This window comes from Arthrobacter sp. HMWF013, from assembly GCF_003061105.1.
In the GTDB taxonomy this organism is placed as follows: domain Bacteria; phylum Actinomycetota; class Actinomycetes; order Actinomycetales; family Micrococcaceae; genus Arthrobacter.
The window spans coordinates 1-15,999 of the sequence record NZ_QAIQ01000638.1 but is presented as its reverse complement, the minus strand read 5'-3'; the positions used below and the strand labels follow the sequence as shown (position 1 = coordinate 15,999).

The following is a 15,999-nucleotide window of genomic DNA, read 5'->3' as shown; positions in this document are numbered from 1 at the left end:
CCCGCCGCTGATCCGCACGGTTCCGCCGGCACCTAAAGCACCCTGAATCCCCGCGCGCCGGATCCCTACCGGCAGCCGCAGGCCGCGAGCGCCGTGGCCGCACGGTCCAGGGCGTCCCGGTTTCCGGCCGCTCCCGGCGTCAGCCCGTTGCCGATAAAGGAGAAGACCAGGAGCCGGCCGTCGGCGTCCACCACATAGCCGCTCAGTGCGATCACCGAGTTCAGCGTGCCGGTTTTGGCCCGTACCAGCCCGGCGCCGCGGACCGTGGCATCATTCCCGTAGCGGGCGTCCAGGGTTCCGGTCACGCCGGCCACCGGGAATCCGTCCAGCGCCTCGCGCAGCCTGGTGTCGGGACCGGTGGTGATGGCCCTGACCACCTCGGCGAACTGCCGGGCGGAGACCTGGTTGCCCAGCGCCAGCCCGGACACGTCGGCCAGATTCAGGGTGTCCGTGGGGATGCCCGCGTCCGCCAGTTGCGTACGGACCGCAGCGGTGGCGCCTTCATTGCTGGCAGGACCGCCGGAAGCGGCCGAGGCCATCCTGCCCAGCACCTCCGCCAGGTAGTTGTCCGAGGACTGCAGCATCAGGTCCACCTGCTCGCCCACAGTGGCGGACCGGACCTCTGCCAGGACCGCCGGTTCCGCTCCCGCAGCCACTTCCCCGGCTCCGGAAGGTGAGTAACGCCCGACGCCGGCGGCCACCGTGAACCCCGCAGCGGAACCCGCCGCTTTGAGCTGCGCGGCGAACGCCTCCCCTGCCGTCACGGCAGAATCCTGCGGCCGGGGGCCGGTGGTGACGGCAGGATCGAACCGTGCCGAGTTCAACGCGAGGGGAAACAGCGGCGCCACTTCGCCTGCCGCAACGTCACCCTGCTCCCACGCCGGATTCAGGTTTGGGCCGGTGAACAGCGAATCGTCCACCAGGACCGTTACCCCGCCGGCTGCTCCCTGATCCTTGAGCACGGCCACCGTGGCCGCGGCCAGCGAGGCGAGCCCGGCGTGGCCCATCACCTGGTCCGGCGCTGATTCGCCGGCTCCGAGGAGGACATCGCCGCCACCGGCCAATGTCACCTGGTCCGGGCCGGGGCCCGCCAGGACCTTGGTGCTGAACCGGTGTTCGGGCCCGATGGCCCGCAGGGCGGCCACGGCGGTGAGCAGCTTCATGTTGGAGGCGGGGATCCGGTTCTCCGAGCCCCCGCGGTCGTAGAGGACCTGGCCCGTCAACGCGTCCTGGACCATCCCCGTGAAGGTGCCGCCGCCGTCGGGCTCTAAGTGGGAGTCCAGCTGCGCAGTCACGGCAGCCGGCAGCGGAACCGGCGCTGAATCCTGCAGCGGCTCCAGGCCCTGGCCGGCAGAAAGCGTTGTGGGGGCCTGCTGCCAGGCCGGTACTTGGGGCGCGGTGACCGGAGGCGGCCCGATGAAGGCGGGGGCGATCAGCCAGCCCGCGGGCAGGGCCACCATCACGATCAAAGCCAGCAGCAGCGCAGTGGGCCAGGCCTTAAGTATCCGGTGCAGCACACGCCGGAACGGGTCCTTGCTCCCGCCCGGGGCCGATGTTTGGTTCATGCTGGTGCTGGTCCTCAAGTCCTGAAATTTCCCCGCCAGTTCCTGAAACCCGGGCCTCTCGCTATATCCTCAATAATAGTCGGCGGCACCGACACTCCTTTTGCGGTTCGTCTTCTGTGCCGCGAACCCCTGCAATTGCCGAGGAGCATTCCATGAAGCATGACGTGACAATCGAGATCCCCAAGGGATCCCGCGTCAAGTACGAAGTTGACCACGAGACCGGCCGCGTCCGCCTGGACCGCGTCCTCTTCACCTCCATGCAGTACCCCACGCACTACGGGTTCTTCGAGAACACCCTGGGCGAAGACGGCGACCCGCTGGATGCACTGGTGCTCCTGCAGGACTTCGATCTGCACCCCGGCGTCATCGTCGAATCCCGCCCCATCGGCGTTTTCAACATGACCGACGACGGCGGCGGAGATGCCAAGGTCCTGTGCGTTCCTGTTGACGCCCGCTTCGACCACATCCAGGAAGTCAGCGACGTCAGCGAATTCCTGATCAAGGAAATCGAGCACTTCTTCACCCGTTACAAGGACCTGGAGCCGGGCAAGTGGGTCAAGGCCGAGGGCTGGGGCGACCGCGCCGCCGCCGAAGCCGAGCTGGAAGCCTCCATCAAGCGTTACGTGCCGGTAGCTCACTAGTCCCCACCGACTATCCTCACCGCTTAAAGCAACGCGGGGTCACTTCCCGCCCGATTCCCACCCGGAATCGGGCCGGAAGTGACCCCGCGTTGTGGTTTAACAGGCCGGTGGTTTCTGTGGAATCGTTGCCCTGTGAGTTCCGAACCTTCGTCTAAGCCTCCGTTGTCTGATCCTCCGTTGTTCAATCCTCCATGCGGTCCGGTCACCGGCTGGCGGGACGGTGAAGTGCTGCGCGCCACCGGGATCCCCTATGCCACCGCGGGCCGCTTTCAGCCCCCGGTCGCTGCGCCGGACCGGGCTTCCGATTTCGCCGCCACAACGCTGGCGCCCGCCTGCCCGCAGGGTCCCGTTCCTTTCCTGGATGACATCCTGGGCACCTTTTACGGGGAACTCCCCGGCAGCGAAGACTGTCAGAACCTCTCAATCACCATCCCCTCAGGTCTCGACGACGACGAGCGGATGCCGGTGATGGTGTGGCTGCACGGCGGCTCGTACACATCAGGCTCCGGCGATCTGGCGATTTTCGACCCGAAGACCCTTGTTGCCGAAAACCGCGTCATTGTGGTGTCCGTGACATACCGCCTCGGCCTGTTCGGGTATCTGGCCACCGGTACCGGCCGGCCTGCAAACCTCGGCCTGCTGGACCAGCTCGAGGCGTTCCGCTGGGTGCAGCGGAACATCGGCGCATTCGGCGGCGACCCGGGGTGCGTCACGGCGTTCGGGCAGTCCGCCGGGGGCGATTCGGTCGCGCACCTGATGGCAGCTCCGGAAGCGCCGTCCTTGTTCCAGCGGGCCATCATCCAGAGTGCGCCGCTGGGAATCACCCGGGGCCGGCACAGGATGAGCACTGCCATGGGCATCGCGGCGGAAGCGGTCACCGAGGACACTCCGATGCTGGACGTTGTGGAGATTGAAGGCCACGTCTCGCAGGTGGCCAGGAAGTACGGGCTGATGGCTGCCATGCCGTTCGGCACCCAGTACGGCCACGCCCCGCTGCCGCCGGAAGACGAGATTGAAGCCGCCTGGAACACGACGGCCCCGGCCATCGACGTGCTGATCGGCCACACCTCCGATGAGGCCCGGCTGTTCCTGCCCCGGAACCCGGTTGTGGGGCGGCTGGCCAAGGTCCCCCTCCTGGGCGGCGCCGCGGTGAAGGCCATCAACTGGGCGATCACGGAAGCGGTCTACGGCAGGTCGGCCCGCCGGTTTGCCCGCCGGCACGCCCGCGCGGGCGGCAAGGCGTACAGCTACGTGCTCTCCTGGGGAGCCCCGGGTAACTTCTACCGGGCCGCGCACACCGTTGATCTCCCGCTGCTCTTCGGCAACCGGAAGACCTGGGAAGCGGCGGGCCTGCTTGCCGGCGCCTCGTGGGACGAGACCAACGCCGTGGGCCGTGAGGTCCGCCGGCTCTGGGCTTCGTTTGCCCGCGGCGATGGCCTCGGTGAAACGGGTGAAATCCCGGGCGCATTGAAATACACTTCAGAGCCGCAGCCGGCCCCGCGGCGTCAGCGTCGCGTGGTGGCGGCTGTGCTGCGGATGGCCTCCACCAGAATGTCCTGGCGCTGGAAGTAGGCATTGTGGCCGGCGTCCTCCACAATCAGGAGGCGGGCCCCGGGCACCGTCGCGGCAACGTGCTCAGCTCCCCGGCGGATGCGCGGCCTTTCCCCGGCCCCAATCAGCACCGCCAGCGGGCTGGTGATGGATTCCAGTCCCTGCTGGAACCATTCGACGTCCTGCGGGTCAGCGCTGAGGAACTCCCCTTGGCTTTGTTCAAGGCTGCGCGGGTGGCGGGCCGCTTCAATGGCGGTGGCAGTTGATCGAACCCTGACGTAGCGGGCAAAGTCCTTGGGGTTCTCGGCGATCCAGCGCTCCGTGAACGAGTTTCCTACACCCAGCCAGATACGTTCGTCGTCGTCCAGCGAGCTGAACACCTCGAACTTTTCCGGCGGGCCCGGTTGTCCGGGAGGTGGGACAACCAGCGGCCAGCCCATCCCGCACACTACAAGGGCAGGGGCGGCGCCGGGGTGGCGGACGGCCCACCGAAGCGCGGTCATTCCGCCCATGGATTGCCCCACAATGATCGCGTTCTGCAGGCCCAGGGAGTCGATGAAATGCTCAAGCTCTGCGACCCGGTCAACCAGCGGTCCCTGCCGCGGGGAGTTCGAGGACCAGCCGTGGTCGTAGGTATCGTATGCCAGCACCCGGAAGGTCCGCTCGAGTTCACGGATTATCGGTTCCCAGCATGCCGCCGAAGATGCGTGGCCGTGCAGCAGCACCACCGGTTGGCCGCGGCCTGAGTCCGTGTAGTGAATATCGTTGCCGAGCACATCAAGCCATGGCATGCAGGTGATCCTTTCGGGCCCGTAAGCCGGCAGCCGGCCCACCAGGAACAGCCTTGCAGAATCAGGGCTGGGCGTCACCTGATGTCCAGTACGTTACCAAGGCGCCGGCGGTAAAGTCTGGTGACGTGAAGACGCTCGGGGTGGATCTGGCCGCAGCCACGAAGAAGACGGCCGTGGCCGTGCTGGAATGGGACGCCGGCGCGGCCCGCCTGGAGCATCTGGCCCTGGACGTGGGTGACACGGAGATTGTGGAGCTGTTCGGAAGCAGCTCCATGACCGGCATCGACTGCCCGGTGGGGTGGCCGGATGCGTTCCTGCCGTTCCTTGCCGGGCACCTGAACTTTGACGCCCTGCCGGTCCTGGACCATGACGGGATCGAGGGCCGCCGCCTCCTGGCCTACCGCGACACCGACCGGTTCGTCACCGGCCTCACCGGGCTGATCCCGCTCAGCGTCTCTGCAGACCGGCTCGCCCACCCGGCCATGAGGTGCGCGGTGATCCAGGCCAAGATCGCGGCTGGGTACGGGCCGCAGGCGAGGGACGGATCCGGGCGGCTGGCCGAGGTCTATCCCGCTGCGTCTTTGAAAACCTGGGGCCTTCTGGCTCGTGGGTACAAGGGCGGCCGTGCACCCGAGGCGGAACGGCTGGGCGTTCTCCTGGACCATTTGGCTGCGGCGGCGCCGTGGCTGGACCTGGCCGGTCACGAGGACCGGCTGGCCGCCTCCGATGACCTTTTTGATGCGGTGATCGCCTCGCTGACCGCCCGCGCCGTCAGTCTGGGCCAGACACTCCGTCCGCCGGAGCCTTACGCCGCCGCGGCCCTGACCGAGGGCTGGATCCACGTGCCGTCGGGCGGGCTCGCCAGCCTTGGGTGATACCGGTTCCACAGGAGCAACGCGGGGTCACTTTTGGTCCAATAAACCCTGATTTTCGGGCGAAAAGTGACCCCGCGTTGCTTTGGCTCAGGGTGTCAGCGTCCAGTTGCGGATTTCCTCCGGGTCCTCGCCGTGGGTGCGGGTGTGTTCCCGGGCCTGCATCCGCCTGTCCTGAAGCGTCTGCCGCAGCATGGAGTGCTTTTCCGCCAGGCCCGGCACCCGGTCAATGGCATCGATGGCCAGCTGGAAACGGTCGATCCCGTTGAGCATCGCCATGTCGAACGGCGTGGTGGTGGTGCCCTCTTCCTTGTATCCCCGGACGTGGAGGCCCTCCTGGTTGGTCCGGCGGTACGCGAGGCGGTGGATCAGGGCCGGGTAGCCGTGGTAGGCGAAAATGATCGGCTTGTCCGGAGTGAAAATACCGTCAAAGTCCGACGCCGGGAGGCCGTGCGGGTGCTCACTCACGTCCTGCAGCCGCATCAGATCCACCACGTTGACCACCCGGACTTTCAGCTCCGGGGCGCCCTGCCTGAGCAGTTCAGCCGCTGCGACGGTCTCCACGGTGGGCACGTCGCCGGCGCAGGCGAGCACAACATCGGGCTCCTCCCCTGCCACTTCGGACCCGGCGAACCCCCAGATCCCCAGTCCGCGGCGGCAGTGGTTTTCGGCGTCGGTCGGCCCCAGCCACGTCGGTGAGGGCTGCTTGCCGCTGACCACGATGTTCACGTAATCCGTGGACGCCAGGCAGTGCTCCATCACGGAGAGCAACGTGTTCACGTCCGGCGGCAGGTAGACCCTGATGACCTCGGCCTTTTTATTCACCGCGTGGTCGATGAAGCCCGGGTCCTGGTGCGAGAAGCCGTTGTGGTCCTGCTGCCAGACGTGGGAGGACAACAGGTAGTTCAGCGATGCCACGGGCTGGCGCCAGGGCAGCTGGCTGTGGACTTTGAGCCACTTGGCGTGCTGGTTGAACATGGAATCGACGATGTGGATGAAGGCTTCGTAACAGCTGAACACGCCGTGCCGTCCGGTCAGGAGGTAGCCCTCCAGCCAGCCCTGGCACAGGTGCTCACTGAGCACCTCCATCACCCGGCCGGACCGCGCGAGGTGTTCGTCGACGTCGTCAATCCGGTACTGCCACACCTTGTCGGTGACCTCGTAAACGCTCTGGAGCCGGTTGGATGCTGTCTCGTCCGGCCCGAACAGCCGGAACGTTTCCGGGTTCAGCGAGATGACGTCCCGCATCCACGAGCCCAGCGTGATCATGGGGCTGATCCGTTCGGTCCCTGATGCGGGGACGTCGACGGCGTGGTCGGCGTACGCGGGGAGCTTCAGGGGCCTGCGCAGCAGCCCGCCGTTGGCGTGGGGCGTGGCACTCATCCGCAGGTGCCCGGCAGGCGCATTCGCCGCAACATCGGGCATGAGCCGCCCGTCGCCGTCGAACAGTTCGTCGGGGCCGTATGATTTCAGCCATTCCTCCAGCTGTTTCAGGTGCCCGCCGTTGGTGCGGACCTCGGAAAGCGGGACCTGATGGCTGCGCCAGGTGCCTTCCACCTGCAGTCCGTCCACCACCCGCGGACCGGTCCAGCCTTTCGGCGAGCGCAGGACAATCATGGGCCACCGCGGAGCGGCATCGCTGCCTGGAGTGCCGCCGTCGGGAGCATCGCCCTCTGTCCCGCCGTGACCGTTGCGTCGCGCATCCTGGATGGCCCGGATGCCGGCCAGGGATGACTCGAGCGCGTCCGCGAAGTCCCGGTGCGCCTGGGCCGTGCTGTCCGGGTCCTTGACCGTCACGAAATACGGTTCGTGGCCGTAGCCGCGCAGCAGCTGCTCCAACTGATCTTCCGGCATGCGCGCCAGGATGGTGGGGTTGGCTATCTTGTATCCGTTGAGGTGCAGGATGGGCAGCACAGCGCCGTCCGCCACCGGATCCAGGAAGTTATGGGAGTGCCAGCTCGCCGCCAGCGGACCGGTCTCCGCCTCTCCGTCCCCGATGACGACGGCGGTGATCAGCTCGGGGTTGTCGAATACGGACCCGTACGCATGGGCCAGCGAGTACCCCAGTTCGCCGCCCTCGCTGATGGACCCGGGCGTCTCGGGTGCCGCGTGGCTGGGAATGCCGCCGGGGTAGGAGAACTGGCGGAACAGTTCGGCCATGCCCTCTCCGTCATTCCCCACCTGGCCGTAGATCTCGGAGTAGGTGCCCTCGAGCCAGGCGTTGGCCACCACGGCGGGGCCGCCATGGCCGGGGCCCGCGACGAAAAGCATCTCCTGGGAGTCACGCCGGATCACCCGGTTCAGGTGGCCGTAGACGAAGTTCAGTCCAGGCGTTGTCCCCCAGTGACCGAGAAGCCTGGACTTGGTGTCCCCCGCGCTCAGCGGCTCGCGCAGGAGCGGATTGGAGCGGAGGTAGATCTGTCCCACCGAAAGGTAGTTCGCGGCCCGCCACCAGCGGTCCACCAGTTCGAGCTCGTCCTGCGTGATGCTGCCGGCCATAACCATCCTCCCGTAGCTCTGCCGCCCCCTGGCAACAGCGCCTCCATCGCAACATCTTTCAACCAGTGAACACAAGCCCTTTTGGCAGCCGTTCTCCGACTTGGCCCGCGATAGCTACCTGCGGGTAGTCTTTGTTCACAATGTTCACGTTGACCATCAACCAAACGGATAGCCGACGCGACGGCGACCGTGTCCCTCAACTGCTGAAGGACCTGCGGCACATTCCGGCGCGCCTGGATTTCGACAGGTCCGTGGAGGACGAGGTCCAGGGCATTGTGGACTGCCCGCACCAGGCAGTGGAGGCAGCGCTGATCGCCTTGCGCTGCGGTTCCTGGTATGTGGGGATCGGCGTGGGGCCCGTCAATGAGCCGCTTCCCAACCAGATCAAGGACGCTTCCGGACACAGCCTGGTCTATGCCCGCCGTGCCGTGGACCGGCTCCGGAACGGCAAGGAACGCATCCCTGTTGCCGTGGAGGGGCCACTCGCAGACATCGCCCACGAAGCCGAGGCAGTCCTCCGGCTGCTGGGCCACATTGTCCGCGACCGGAGCGGGGCCGAGTGGCGCGTCCTGGATCTGATGACGCCCGGGGTCCGCGGGCAACAGAAAGCCGTGGCCCAGGAATTGGGGATCACCACCCAGGCCGTCAGCAAGGCCGTGGCGAGGTCGCAATGGGCTGAGGAACACGCCGCCCGTCCGGCCGCGGCCCGGTTGCTGGCACTGATCCTCGAAGTGCGCTGAACACCTCTGACCAGAAGGGGCAATGGCTGCGTGGCCGGCCAAGAGTACCCCAGCAGCGGTAAGGCCTCCGCTGGGAATTGTCCGAAAATGCGCTCATGAAGGGCTTTGGGTGCCTACCTGGACAAAACTCCAGGGCGGGGCGGGGCGGAAGCAGCCGCTACGGCAGGAGGCTGCGCAGCACGTGGGCGGCGCCGTCGTCGTACACGGAAGCGGTGACCTCGTTGGCCACCGCGATCACTTCTGCAGGCGCCTGGCCCATGGCCACGCCACGTCCGGCCCAGTTGAGCATCTCGATATCATTGCGGCCGTCACCGATGGCCACCGTGAGGTGCTGCTCGATGTCCAGCCGGCCACGGAGAATTTCCAGGGCACTGGCCTTGGTCACCCCTGCCGCGGCGATATCCAGCCAGGCCGTCCAGCCGACGGAGTAGGTGACACCGGCCAGGCCGATCTCGCGGATGGTTTCGGAGAATTCTTCAGGGGTGTTCTCGGTGCTGAACACGACGAGGCGGACAGCCGTGGCCTCCAGCAGGGTCTGGAAGTCGACGCCGATGGCCTCCACGCCAAAGCTGGCGTCCTGGAATCGCTCGGTGGACAGGAAGTTGCCGTCCTCGTCCTCCAGCGCATACTTCGCGGTGGGGAGCTTGGACCGGAGCGCAAGGAGGGCAGGAGCGGGGTCGAACGTTACCTTGTGGATCACTTCGTAGCCGTCGGACAGGGCGGGATCCAGCCGGAGTGTGACGCCGCCGTTGCAGCAGACCGCGTACCCGGTGCCGATGCCGATCTGCTCAATGATGGGCAGCGTGGCGTTCAGGGACCGGCCGGTGGCGATCATGACCTCGTGTCCGGCTGCTACAACAGCCTGGGCAGCTTCCCGGACGCCGGGTGACATGTGGCCGTCGTGGTCCACCAGGGTGCCGTCGACGTCCAGTGCGATCATGAACCGGTCAGTGTTGTTTTCAGTGGTGCTTCGCTGGTCTTCGTTGCCAGCGACTGAGCCTTCAGTCAATGTAGTCATGCATCCAGTGAAGCAGATGGCCCCAGCACGGGCTAGGACGCGGGCCACACCCCCAGTGAACAGCCGGTTAATACTCACAGGGTTATCCCCGTTGTGAGTGTTAACCTCCGCCTCTGCTTCGCCACCGCCCCGGCCCGCCGCTCCAACCACAACGCGGGGTCACTTTTCGCCCGATAATCGGGATTTATCGGGCGAAAAGTGACCCCGCGTTGGGGTAGGCGGACGTCCCGCGTGACGGGGATTTGTCGGCGGAAAAGGCTGCGGAGCTAAAGGACCGGGAGCACTTCCAGGCCGCCCAGGTACTTCTGCAGCGCGGCCGGGACGTTAACCGAGCCGTCGGGGTTCTGGTGGTGCTCCAGGATGGCCACGATCCAGCGGGTGGTCGCCAGCGTCCCGTTCAGGGTGGCCACCGCGCGGGTGCCCTTGGCCACGCCTTCTGCGTTGATCACACGCTCGCGGATGTTCAGGCGGCGGGCCTGGAACGTGGTGCAGTTGGACGTGGACGTCAGCTCACGGTAGGCGCCCTGTGTGGGCACCCAGGCTTCGCAGTCGAACTTGCGGGCCGCTGACATGCCGAGGTCGCCGGCCGCGGTGTCAATGACGCGGTACGGCAGCTCGCATTTGGCCAGCATTTCCTCTTCCCACGCCAGGAGCCGCTGGTGTTCCGCCGCAGCTTCCTCAACGGTGGTGTAGATGAACATCTCCACCTTGTTGAACTGGTGGACGCGGATGATCCCGCGGGTGTCCTTACCGTGCGAACCGGCCTCGCGGCGGTAGCAGGAGCTTTGCCCGGCGAAACGGATGGGACCGGCGGTGAGGTCCAGGATCTCGTCCGCGTGGTAGCCGGCCAAGGCCACTTCGGAGGTTCCCACGAGGTAAAGATCGTCCTCGGCGAGCCGGTAGATCTCGGCGTCGTGCTTCACGTCAAACCCGGTGCCCTGCATGATTTCGGGGCGCACCAGCGTGGGGGTGATCATGGGGACAAAGCCTGCGTCCACGGCCTGCTCCATGGCCATCTGCAGCAGCGCCATCTCCAGGCGGGCACCCACACCGCGCAGGAAGTAGAACCGCGAGCCGGACACCTTGGCGCCGCGCTCCATATCGATGGCGCCGATCAGTTCGCCGATTTCCAGGTGGTCGCGCGGCTCAAAGTCAGGGAACTCGCGGGGCGTGCCGACGGTCTTTACCACGATGTAGTCGTCCTCGCCGCCCTCCGGGACGCCGTCCTCAATGAGGTTGGGGATGGTGCGGAGCAGCTCGTCCTGCTTGGCCTGCACAGCGTCGGCTTCGGCCGACGCTGCCTTGACCGTGTTGGCCAGTTCCTTAACCTCGGCCAGGAGTGCTTTTTTCTCGTCGCCCTTGGCCTGCGCCACCTTCTTGCCGAAGACGTTCTGCTCGGCGCGAAGGTTCTCAAAGCGGATCAGCGCGGCGCGCCGGGCTGCATCTGCGGAGATGATCGCGTCGACCACTGATTCGTCCGCGCCGCGGGCGCGCTGGCTGGCACGGAACTTGTCCGGGTTTTCGCTGAGTTCTTTTACGTCGATCACCAGACAAGAGTATCCAATCCGGGCGGAGCCGGGCTTCCGGCACGGGCGGGAAACGGGGCCACGGACGCCGGGATACTGTTGGAGCACCATGAACGACTGGCTTCTCTACCTCCTGAGCGCGGCAGCACTGGCTTTCGCCGTCTCCAGTTGGTGGGGCGTGCGCCGGCTCAAAGCCCTTCACGTCCGCAGCGCCGTGGGCGAGGATGCCCACGAAACGGGCCTTGCACATCAGCGGGTGGCGGTGATCCTCAACCCCATCAAGGCACGCGCCTCAGACGCCAGGGAAGCCATCCAGCGGGCCTGCATTGCTGCCGGTTGGGACGAACCGCTGTTCCTGGAGACCACCGCTGAGGACCCCGGGCACTCCCAGGCGCGTGCAGCGCTGGACTACAAGGCCGACGTCGTCCTGGTGGGCGGCGGCGACGGAACAGTACGCGTCGTGGCCGAGACCCTCGCGCATACGGGGGTGGCCATGGGAATCATTCCGCTCGGGACCGGAAACCTGCTGGCCCGCAACCTGGACCTGGACGTTTACGACCTGCACGCCAACGTGCAGACTGCACTCTTCGGCCAGCAGCGCTACATCGACACCGCGCGGATGGGGATCGAGAATTCGCGCACCGGGCACTCCTCGGAACATGCCTTCCTGGTCATCGCCGGTATCGGCATGGACGCCGAAATCCTCGCGGACACCAACGACGGCCTCAAAAGAGCCGTGGGCTGGCTGGCCTACACGGAGGCGGGGATGCGGCACCTGCCGGGCCGCCGGAAGAAAGTATCCGTCGCCCTCGACGGCAACCCGGAGCAGGTCCGGAACATCCGCAGCGTGCTGTTTGCCAACTGCGGGCTGATTCCAGGAGGCATCGACTTCATTCCTGAGGCCATGATCGACGACGGCATGCTGGACGTGGTGGTCATGAGTCCGCGGAGCGCCGTCGGCTGGTTGGCCATGTACGCCAAGATCGTGTTCAAGCACAAGGGCAACCTGCCCATCATGACCGTTTACCGGGCAGGGAAGATTGTCATCAAATGCCCCGAACCGATGCCCACCCAAGTAGACGGGGACACCACCGGGGAAGCGACAAAAATAACGGTCCGCGTGGAGGCGCGTTCGCTGCTGATCAGGGTGGCGGGCCAGCCGGGCTAAGGTGGGCAGGATCCGGGCGAAACAGGCCTAGGCGCTGGCCTTCTTGGCGGTTTTGTTCTCTGCGGCAGCCTTCGCGGCGGCACGTGCTTCCGACTGTTCACGGATCATGGCCTGCTCTTCTTCAAAGCGCAGGCGGTCAGCGCGGTCAGCGTCGTCGCCGTCCCAGTCCTGATTGTCAGCGGTGGGCTTGGGGTTGACGATCATGCCCTGACCGTCGTTATCTGTGCTGCTGGTGTTCATGACCCGCTCCCTTCGTTAGGGGCCATCCCCCCAAGTGGATCAAGTAAGCATACGCACAGTAGTTGCCCCGGGGAAGTACCTTGGCCGGCATTCACCTACGCTGTGGGCGAAGCTCCGGAAACGGTTTCAGGTGCCGCGGGAGCGCCCTTCAGAATGCCGGCCACCCAGGCATGCGCCGCCTGGAATGCCTCGTCGGACGTGTGGGGAGCCACCGAAGCACTCTGGGCATCCGCCCGGCCGTACGAACCCAGGAAACGGGTGCCAGGGCTGATCCGGTGCAACCCTGCCAGGGCGTCGGCAACCCGCGCATCCCCGACATGGCCGTCCGCATCAATACTGAAGAAGTAGTGGCCCAGATACTGGCCGGTGGGGCGGGACTCGATCCGGCTCAGGTTGACGCCGCGGGTGGCGAACTGGTCCAGGATCTCCATCAGTGCGCCCGGGCGGTCTTCCGGAAGCGGGACCACCACGGTGGTCTTGTCGGCTCCGGTCCGCTCGGGCAGGGCACCCGGCCGGCTGACCAGAATGAACCGGGTCACGGCACCCGGGTTATCGCCAATGTTCTCCGCAAGGACAGCCAGTCCAGGCTGCTCCTGCGCCACTATGGGAGCGCAAATGGCGGCGTCGTAATGGGCATCGTCCTCCAGCAGACCCATGGCCGCCGCCGCCGTGGACGAGCCGGGGACATATTCTGCGCCGGGAATATTGGCGTCGACCCAGAGCCGGCACTGCGCCCACGCATGGCCATGGGTCGAGATGCGGCGGATCGCGGAGACCGCCAGTCCGGGCCGGGCCACCAGCACGAAGCTGATCGGGACCAGGACCTCCCGGATGATCCGTAGCTCCTGCCCGCTGGCGATGGCGTCAAGGGTCGCGGTGACGCCCCCTTCCACCGAGTTCTCGATGGGGACCATAGCCGCATCTGCGGAGCCTTCGCGCACCCTGTCCAGCGCAGCGTTGACGTTGGAGGCCGGGACACGCGTTGCCTGCGCGGCGCCGGGGACCTGCATCAGCGCCGCTTCGGTGAAGGTGCCTTCGGGACCCAGGAAGGTGTACGTAGTGGGTGACGCCGGCATGAAGTATTCCCCTAGGGTGATGAACGCTGACGGAGCTGGTGCCCGGATGGACTACAGGATCAGCGGCTTGAGGCCGTTGTCCGAAACCAGCGGCTTACCTGATTCGAGCCACTGGTCCATACCGCCGGCCACGTTGATGGCCGCATAGCCCTGGGCGGTGAGCCACTGGGCGGCACGTTGCGACCGGCCGCCCGTCCTGCAGATGACGTACAGATCCTGGTCCGGGTCCAGTTCGTCCAGCCGGGCCGGAAGCTGGTCCAGCGGAATGTGGAGGGCGCCATCGGCGTGACCGGCTACCCACTCGTAGTCTTCGCGCACATCCAGGATTACTGCCTCGTCCGGAACATCGTTGACTGGCACAGTATCGAAATCGCTCACAGGAGTCCTCCTTCGGAACATCATGGTCTGATCCCAGCCTAGCGCCAGCCACCGGCCATGCCCGCTGCCGTCCGGGCAGGTTACGCTTCTATCTGATTCTGAGGAGGCGCCTTGACCGCTGTGCAGCCGACCGGTGCCGGGACTGAGATCCACGAGCTCCCGGCCGTCAGGCTCAGGGATGCGCTCCGCAGCGGGGAAGTCTCCGCGCGGGAAGCCACCGCCCATTTCCTGGCCCGCATCGAAGACCGGAATCCGCGGCTTGGGGCCTTTATCAACGTGACCGCCGAACAGGCGCTGGTCGATGCCGACGCAGCCGACAAACGATTCGCCCGGGTCCGGAAAGGAGCGGGCGCGGGAACGTCAGTTGGCGGCGACGGGGAGTTGCCCTTCCTGCACGGGATGCCACTGGCCTTCAAGGACCTGACTGATGTGGCAGGCGTGGTGACCACGCACGGCAGCGCAGCGTTGGACCGCAAGCCTGCTCCCGTGGACGGCGCCCTCCCTGCGCTCCTCAAAGCTGCCGGAGTCATCTCTCTGGGAAAGACCCAGGTTCCGGAGTTCGGACTGACGGCATACAGCGAAAACCGCATCGCCCCGCCGTCGCGCAATCCGTACGCACTGAGCCGGAGTTCCGGCGGCTCGTCCGGGGGCAGTGCCGCGGCGGTTGCCGCGGGCCTGCTTCCCTTCGCACCAGGGTCCGACGGCGGCGGATCAGTCCGCATCCCGGCGGCGGCCTGTGGTCTGGTGGGCCTCAAACCCGGACGCGGACTGGTGCCCTCGGGCGAGAGTTCGGGCGATCCCGGCCGTCTGGTGGTGGCGGGACCTCTTGCCCGGAATGCCGCTGATGCAGCGCTGATGATGGATGCGCTGGTGCCCGCCGCCGGCGGCAGCTTCCTCGATGCGGTGGGGCGCGAACCCCGCCGGCTGCGGATCGGGCTGACCCTGGACAGCCCCTGGTCCGCTATCTTCCCGTTCACGCCGGAACCGGAGGCCCTGGACGCGTTGCAGACTGGCCGCGACATGCTTGAGGATGCCGGGCACGGTGTTGCCGAAGCCGCCATCCGCTATGACAACCGCTACCCCGACGCCTTCACCACGGCCTGGACAGCGCCCGTTGGCACAGCCCGCATCAGTCCGCACCGCGAAGCCCTCCTCACGCCGCTGACCCGCACTTTTCGGCGCCGGGCCCAACAGCGCAGCGCCGCGAAACTGAACGAATCCCTGGCATTCCTCCGCCAGTTCGCGCGCGACACCATCACGCAGTACGGGGAATGGGACCTGATGCTGACGCCGGCCCTCGCACAGACCCCGCGGCCGGTGGGCTGGTTCACCGGCGCCACTCACGGCGACGGTCGCTGGCCGGCCGCGGAGTGGGACCACGACGCCGACGGCGACTACCGGCGCCAGTGCGAGTTCGCGCCGTGGTCATCCATGGTCAACGTCTGCGGCCTTCCTGCCATCACCATTCCCGTCCATTGGACCGGCGGACAGCACGGCCACGGCCTCCCCATGGGAATACAGCTCGTGGGACCGGCGGGATCGGAAGCGCTCCTGCTGCAGGTGGCGGCCCAGATCGGTTTCTAACTTTGGGTGCTTTGGGAGGCACCTCGGCACAGTCTTGCCGTGGGTTGGGGGTGTCGACTCCGGGACCAATCCGGAGGAGGATTAAGAGCGCAGTCACTATGAGGAGGTTTGTGATGTGCTATTCATCGATGGAGGATTTCGGGTGGCGGGCCAAGAAGGACACCGGCCGGAAACCTGAACCGCGCAAGGAAACCCCACCGGAGCGTCAGGAGCCGCATTACACGGCCCAGGACTTCTCTTTCTGGGCCTTCCCGCGCCGCCGGAAGACTGACGCCCAGGAACCGGCTGCTGAGCGCACCCACGAGAGGGTCTGACCACTTTGGTCTCCCACCCGACGAAAGGCCCCGGAC

The 15,999-nt window shown here is 66.5% G+C and carries 15 protein-coding genes; 7 read left to right on the top strand and 8 right to left on the bottom strand.

What is annotated here, in order from left to right:
* Nucleotides 1-65 precede the first annotated feature (65 nt).
* The gene (gene dacB, locus DBR22_RS21275) at nucleotides 66-1,460 is read right to left on the bottom strand and encodes a D-alanyl-D-alanine carboxypeptidase/D-alanyl-D-alanine endopeptidase (RefSeq protein ID WP_258229361.1); all 1,395 of its coding nucleotides are present in this window, start codon (nucleotides 1,458-1,460) and stop codon (nucleotides 66-68) included.
* A gap of 257 nt (nucleotides 1,461-1,717) precedes the next feature.
* On the opposite strand from dacB, the gene DBR22_RS21270 reads away from it, so the two are divergent.
* Together DBR22_RS21270 and DBR22_RS21265 are read left to right on the top strand one after the other, a co-directional pair.
* Nucleotides 1,718-2,206, top strand: a complete 489-nt coding sequence (locus tag DBR22_RS21270; protein ID WP_108600631.1) for an inorganic diphosphatase — start codon at nucleotides 1,718-1,720, stop codon at nucleotides 2,204-2,206.
* A gap of 177 nt (nucleotides 2,207-2,383) precedes the next feature.
* Nucleotides 2,384-3,778, top strand: a complete 1,395-nt coding sequence (locus DBR22_RS21265; protein WP_108600630.1) for a carboxylesterase family protein — start codon at nucleotides 2,384-2,386, stop codon at nucleotides 3,776-3,778.
* Here DBR22_RS21265 and DBR22_RS21260 read toward each other — a convergent pair.
* Nucleotides 3,712-4,548: an alpha/beta fold hydrolase gene (locus DBR22_RS21260; RefSeq protein WP_108600629.1), complete on the bottom strand. Its 837-nt coding sequence runs from the start codon at nucleotides 4,546-4,548 to the stop codon at nucleotides 3,712-3,714. The genes DBR22_RS21265 and DBR22_RS21260 overlap by 67 nt on opposite strands.
* A 125-nt stretch (nucleotides 4,549-4,673) precedes the next feature.
* Between DBR22_RS21260 and DBR22_RS21255 the strand changes: the two genes are divergently transcribed.
* Nucleotides 4,674-5,423 (top strand): DUF429 domain-containing protein, encoded by a 750-nt coding sequence (locus DBR22_RS21255; protein WP_108600633.1) that lies wholly within the window; start codon nucleotides 4,674-4,676, stop codon nucleotides 5,421-5,423.
* 87 nt (nucleotides 5,424-5,510) lie between these two features.
* Here the strand turns inward: DBR22_RS21255 and DBR22_RS21250 are convergent, their stop codons facing one another.
* Complete coding sequence (locus DBR22_RS21250) at nucleotides 5,511-7,919, bottom strand: phosphoketolase family protein (RefSeq protein WP_108600628.1); 2,409 nt, start codon at nucleotides 7,917-7,919, stop codon at nucleotides 5,511-5,513.
* Nucleotides 7,920-8,059: 140 nt separating this feature from the next.
* Between DBR22_RS21250 and DBR22_RS21245 the strand changes: the two genes are divergently transcribed.
* Nucleotides 8,060-8,659, top strand: coding sequence for a hypothetical protein (locus DBR22_RS21245; RefSeq protein WP_108600627.1), 600 nt, complete (start codon nucleotides 8,060-8,062; stop codon nucleotides 8,657-8,659).
* 157 nt (nucleotides 8,660-8,816) lie between these two features.
* On the opposite strand, the gene DBR22_RS21240 is transcribed toward DBR22_RS21245, so the two are convergent.
* Together DBR22_RS21240 and serS are read right to left on the bottom strand one after the other, a co-directional pair.
* Nucleotides 8,817-9,677, bottom strand: coding sequence for an HAD family hydrolase (locus DBR22_RS21240; protein ID WP_108600626.1), 861 nt, complete (start codon nucleotides 9,675-9,677; stop codon nucleotides 8,817-8,819).
* A 266-nt stretch (nucleotides 9,678-9,943) separates the two neighbouring features.
* Complete coding sequence (serS, locus tag DBR22_RS21235) at nucleotides 9,944-11,224, bottom strand: serine--tRNA ligase (protein ID WP_108600625.1); 1,281 nt, start codon at nucleotides 11,222-11,224, stop codon at nucleotides 9,944-9,946.
* Between the two features lie 88 nt (nucleotides 11,225-11,312).
* On the opposite strand from serS, the gene DBR22_RS21230 reads away from it, so the two are divergent.
* Nucleotides 11,313-12,371 carry a diacylglycerol/lipid kinase family protein gene (locus tag DBR22_RS21230; protein ID WP_108600624.1) on the top strand — a complete coding sequence of 353 codons (1,059 nt, stop codon included), beginning with the start codon at nucleotides 11,313-11,315 and terminating at the stop codon, nucleotides 12,369-12,371.
* Between the two features lie 27 nt (nucleotides 12,372-12,398).
* Here the strand turns inward: DBR22_RS21230 and DBR22_RS21225 are convergent, their stop codons facing one another.
* The 3 genes from DBR22_RS21225 to DBR22_RS21215 all read right to left on the bottom strand — a co-directional run bounded on the left by DBR22_RS21225 (nucleotide 12,399) and on the right by DBR22_RS21215 (nucleotide 14,065).
* Entirely contained in the window at nucleotides 12,399-12,611 is a 213-nt protein-coding gene (locus DBR22_RS21225; protein ID WP_108600623.1) for a hypothetical protein, read from the bottom strand.
* A 95-nt stretch (nucleotides 12,612-12,706) separates the two neighbouring features.
* Nucleotides 12,707-13,687 (bottom strand): prephenate dehydratase, encoded by a 981-nt coding sequence (pheA, locus tag DBR22_RS21220; protein WP_108600622.1) that lies wholly within the window; start codon nucleotides 13,685-13,687, stop codon nucleotides 12,707-12,709.
* Nucleotides 13,688-13,738: 51 nt separating this feature from the next.
* Nucleotides 13,739-14,065 (bottom strand): rhodanese-like domain-containing protein, encoded by a 327-nt coding sequence (locus tag DBR22_RS21215; RefSeq protein ID WP_108600621.1) that lies wholly within the window; start codon nucleotides 14,063-14,065, stop codon nucleotides 13,739-13,741.
* 111 nt (nucleotides 14,066-14,176) lie between these two features.
* On the opposite strand from DBR22_RS21215, the gene DBR22_RS21210 reads away from it, so the two are divergent.
* Together DBR22_RS21210 and DBR22_RS21205 are read left to right on the top strand one after the other, a co-directional pair.
* The gene (locus DBR22_RS21210) at nucleotides 14,177-15,649 is read left to right on the top strand and encodes an amidase (protein ID WP_258229360.1); all 1,473 of its coding nucleotides are present in this window, start codon (nucleotides 14,177-14,179) and stop codon (nucleotides 15,647-15,649) included.
* A gap of 113 nt (nucleotides 15,650-15,762) precedes the next feature.
* Nucleotides 15,763-15,963 carry a hypothetical protein gene (locus DBR22_RS21205; RefSeq protein WP_108600620.1) on the top strand — a complete coding sequence of 67 codons (201 nt, stop codon included), beginning with the start codon at nucleotides 15,763-15,765 and terminating at the stop codon, nucleotides 15,961-15,963.
* Nucleotides 15,964-15,999: the final 36 nt, after the last annotated feature.

Excerpts from the sequence above, each read along its gene's own strand:
- DBR22_RS21205 (WP_108600620.1), top strand. The coding sequence starts at position 15,763 with ATGTGCTATTCATCGATGGAGGATTTCGGGTGGCGGGCCAAGAAGGAC.
- pheA (WP_108600622.1), bottom strand. The coding sequence starts at position 13,687 with ATGCCGGCGTCACCCACTACGTACACCTTCCTGGGTCCCGAAGGCACC.
- DBR22_RS21230 (WP_108600624.1), top strand. The coding sequence starts at position 11,313 with ATGAACGACTGGCTTCTCTACCTCCTGAGCGCGGCAGCACTGGCTTTC.
- DBR22_RS21240 (WP_108600626.1), bottom strand. The coding sequence starts at position 9,677 with ATGACTACATTGACTGAAGGCTCAGTCGCTGGCAACGAAGACCAGCGA.
- DBR22_RS21245 (WP_108600627.1), top strand. The coding sequence starts at position 8,060 with ATGTTCACGTTGACCATCAACCAAACGGATAGCCGACGCGACGGCGAC.
- DBR22_RS21225 (WP_108600623.1), bottom strand. The coding sequence starts at position 12,611 with ATGAACACCAGCAGCACAGATAACGACGGTCAGGGCATGATCGTCAAC.
- dacB (WP_258229361.1), bottom strand. The coding sequence starts at position 1,460 with ATGGTGGCCCTGCCCGCGGGCTGGCTGATCGCCCCCGCCTTCATCGGG.
- DBR22_RS21260 (WP_108600629.1), bottom strand. The coding sequence starts at position 4,548 with ATGCCATGGCTTGATGTGCTCGGCAACGATATTCACTACACGGACTCA.
- DBR22_RS21270 (WP_108600631.1), top strand. The coding sequence starts at position 1,718 with ATGAAGCATGACGTGACAATCGAGATCCCCAAGGGATCCCGCGTCAAG.
- DBR22_RS21250 (WP_108600628.1), bottom strand. The coding sequence starts at position 7,919 with ATGGCCGGCAGCATCACGCAGGACGAGCTCGAACTGGTGGACCGCTGG.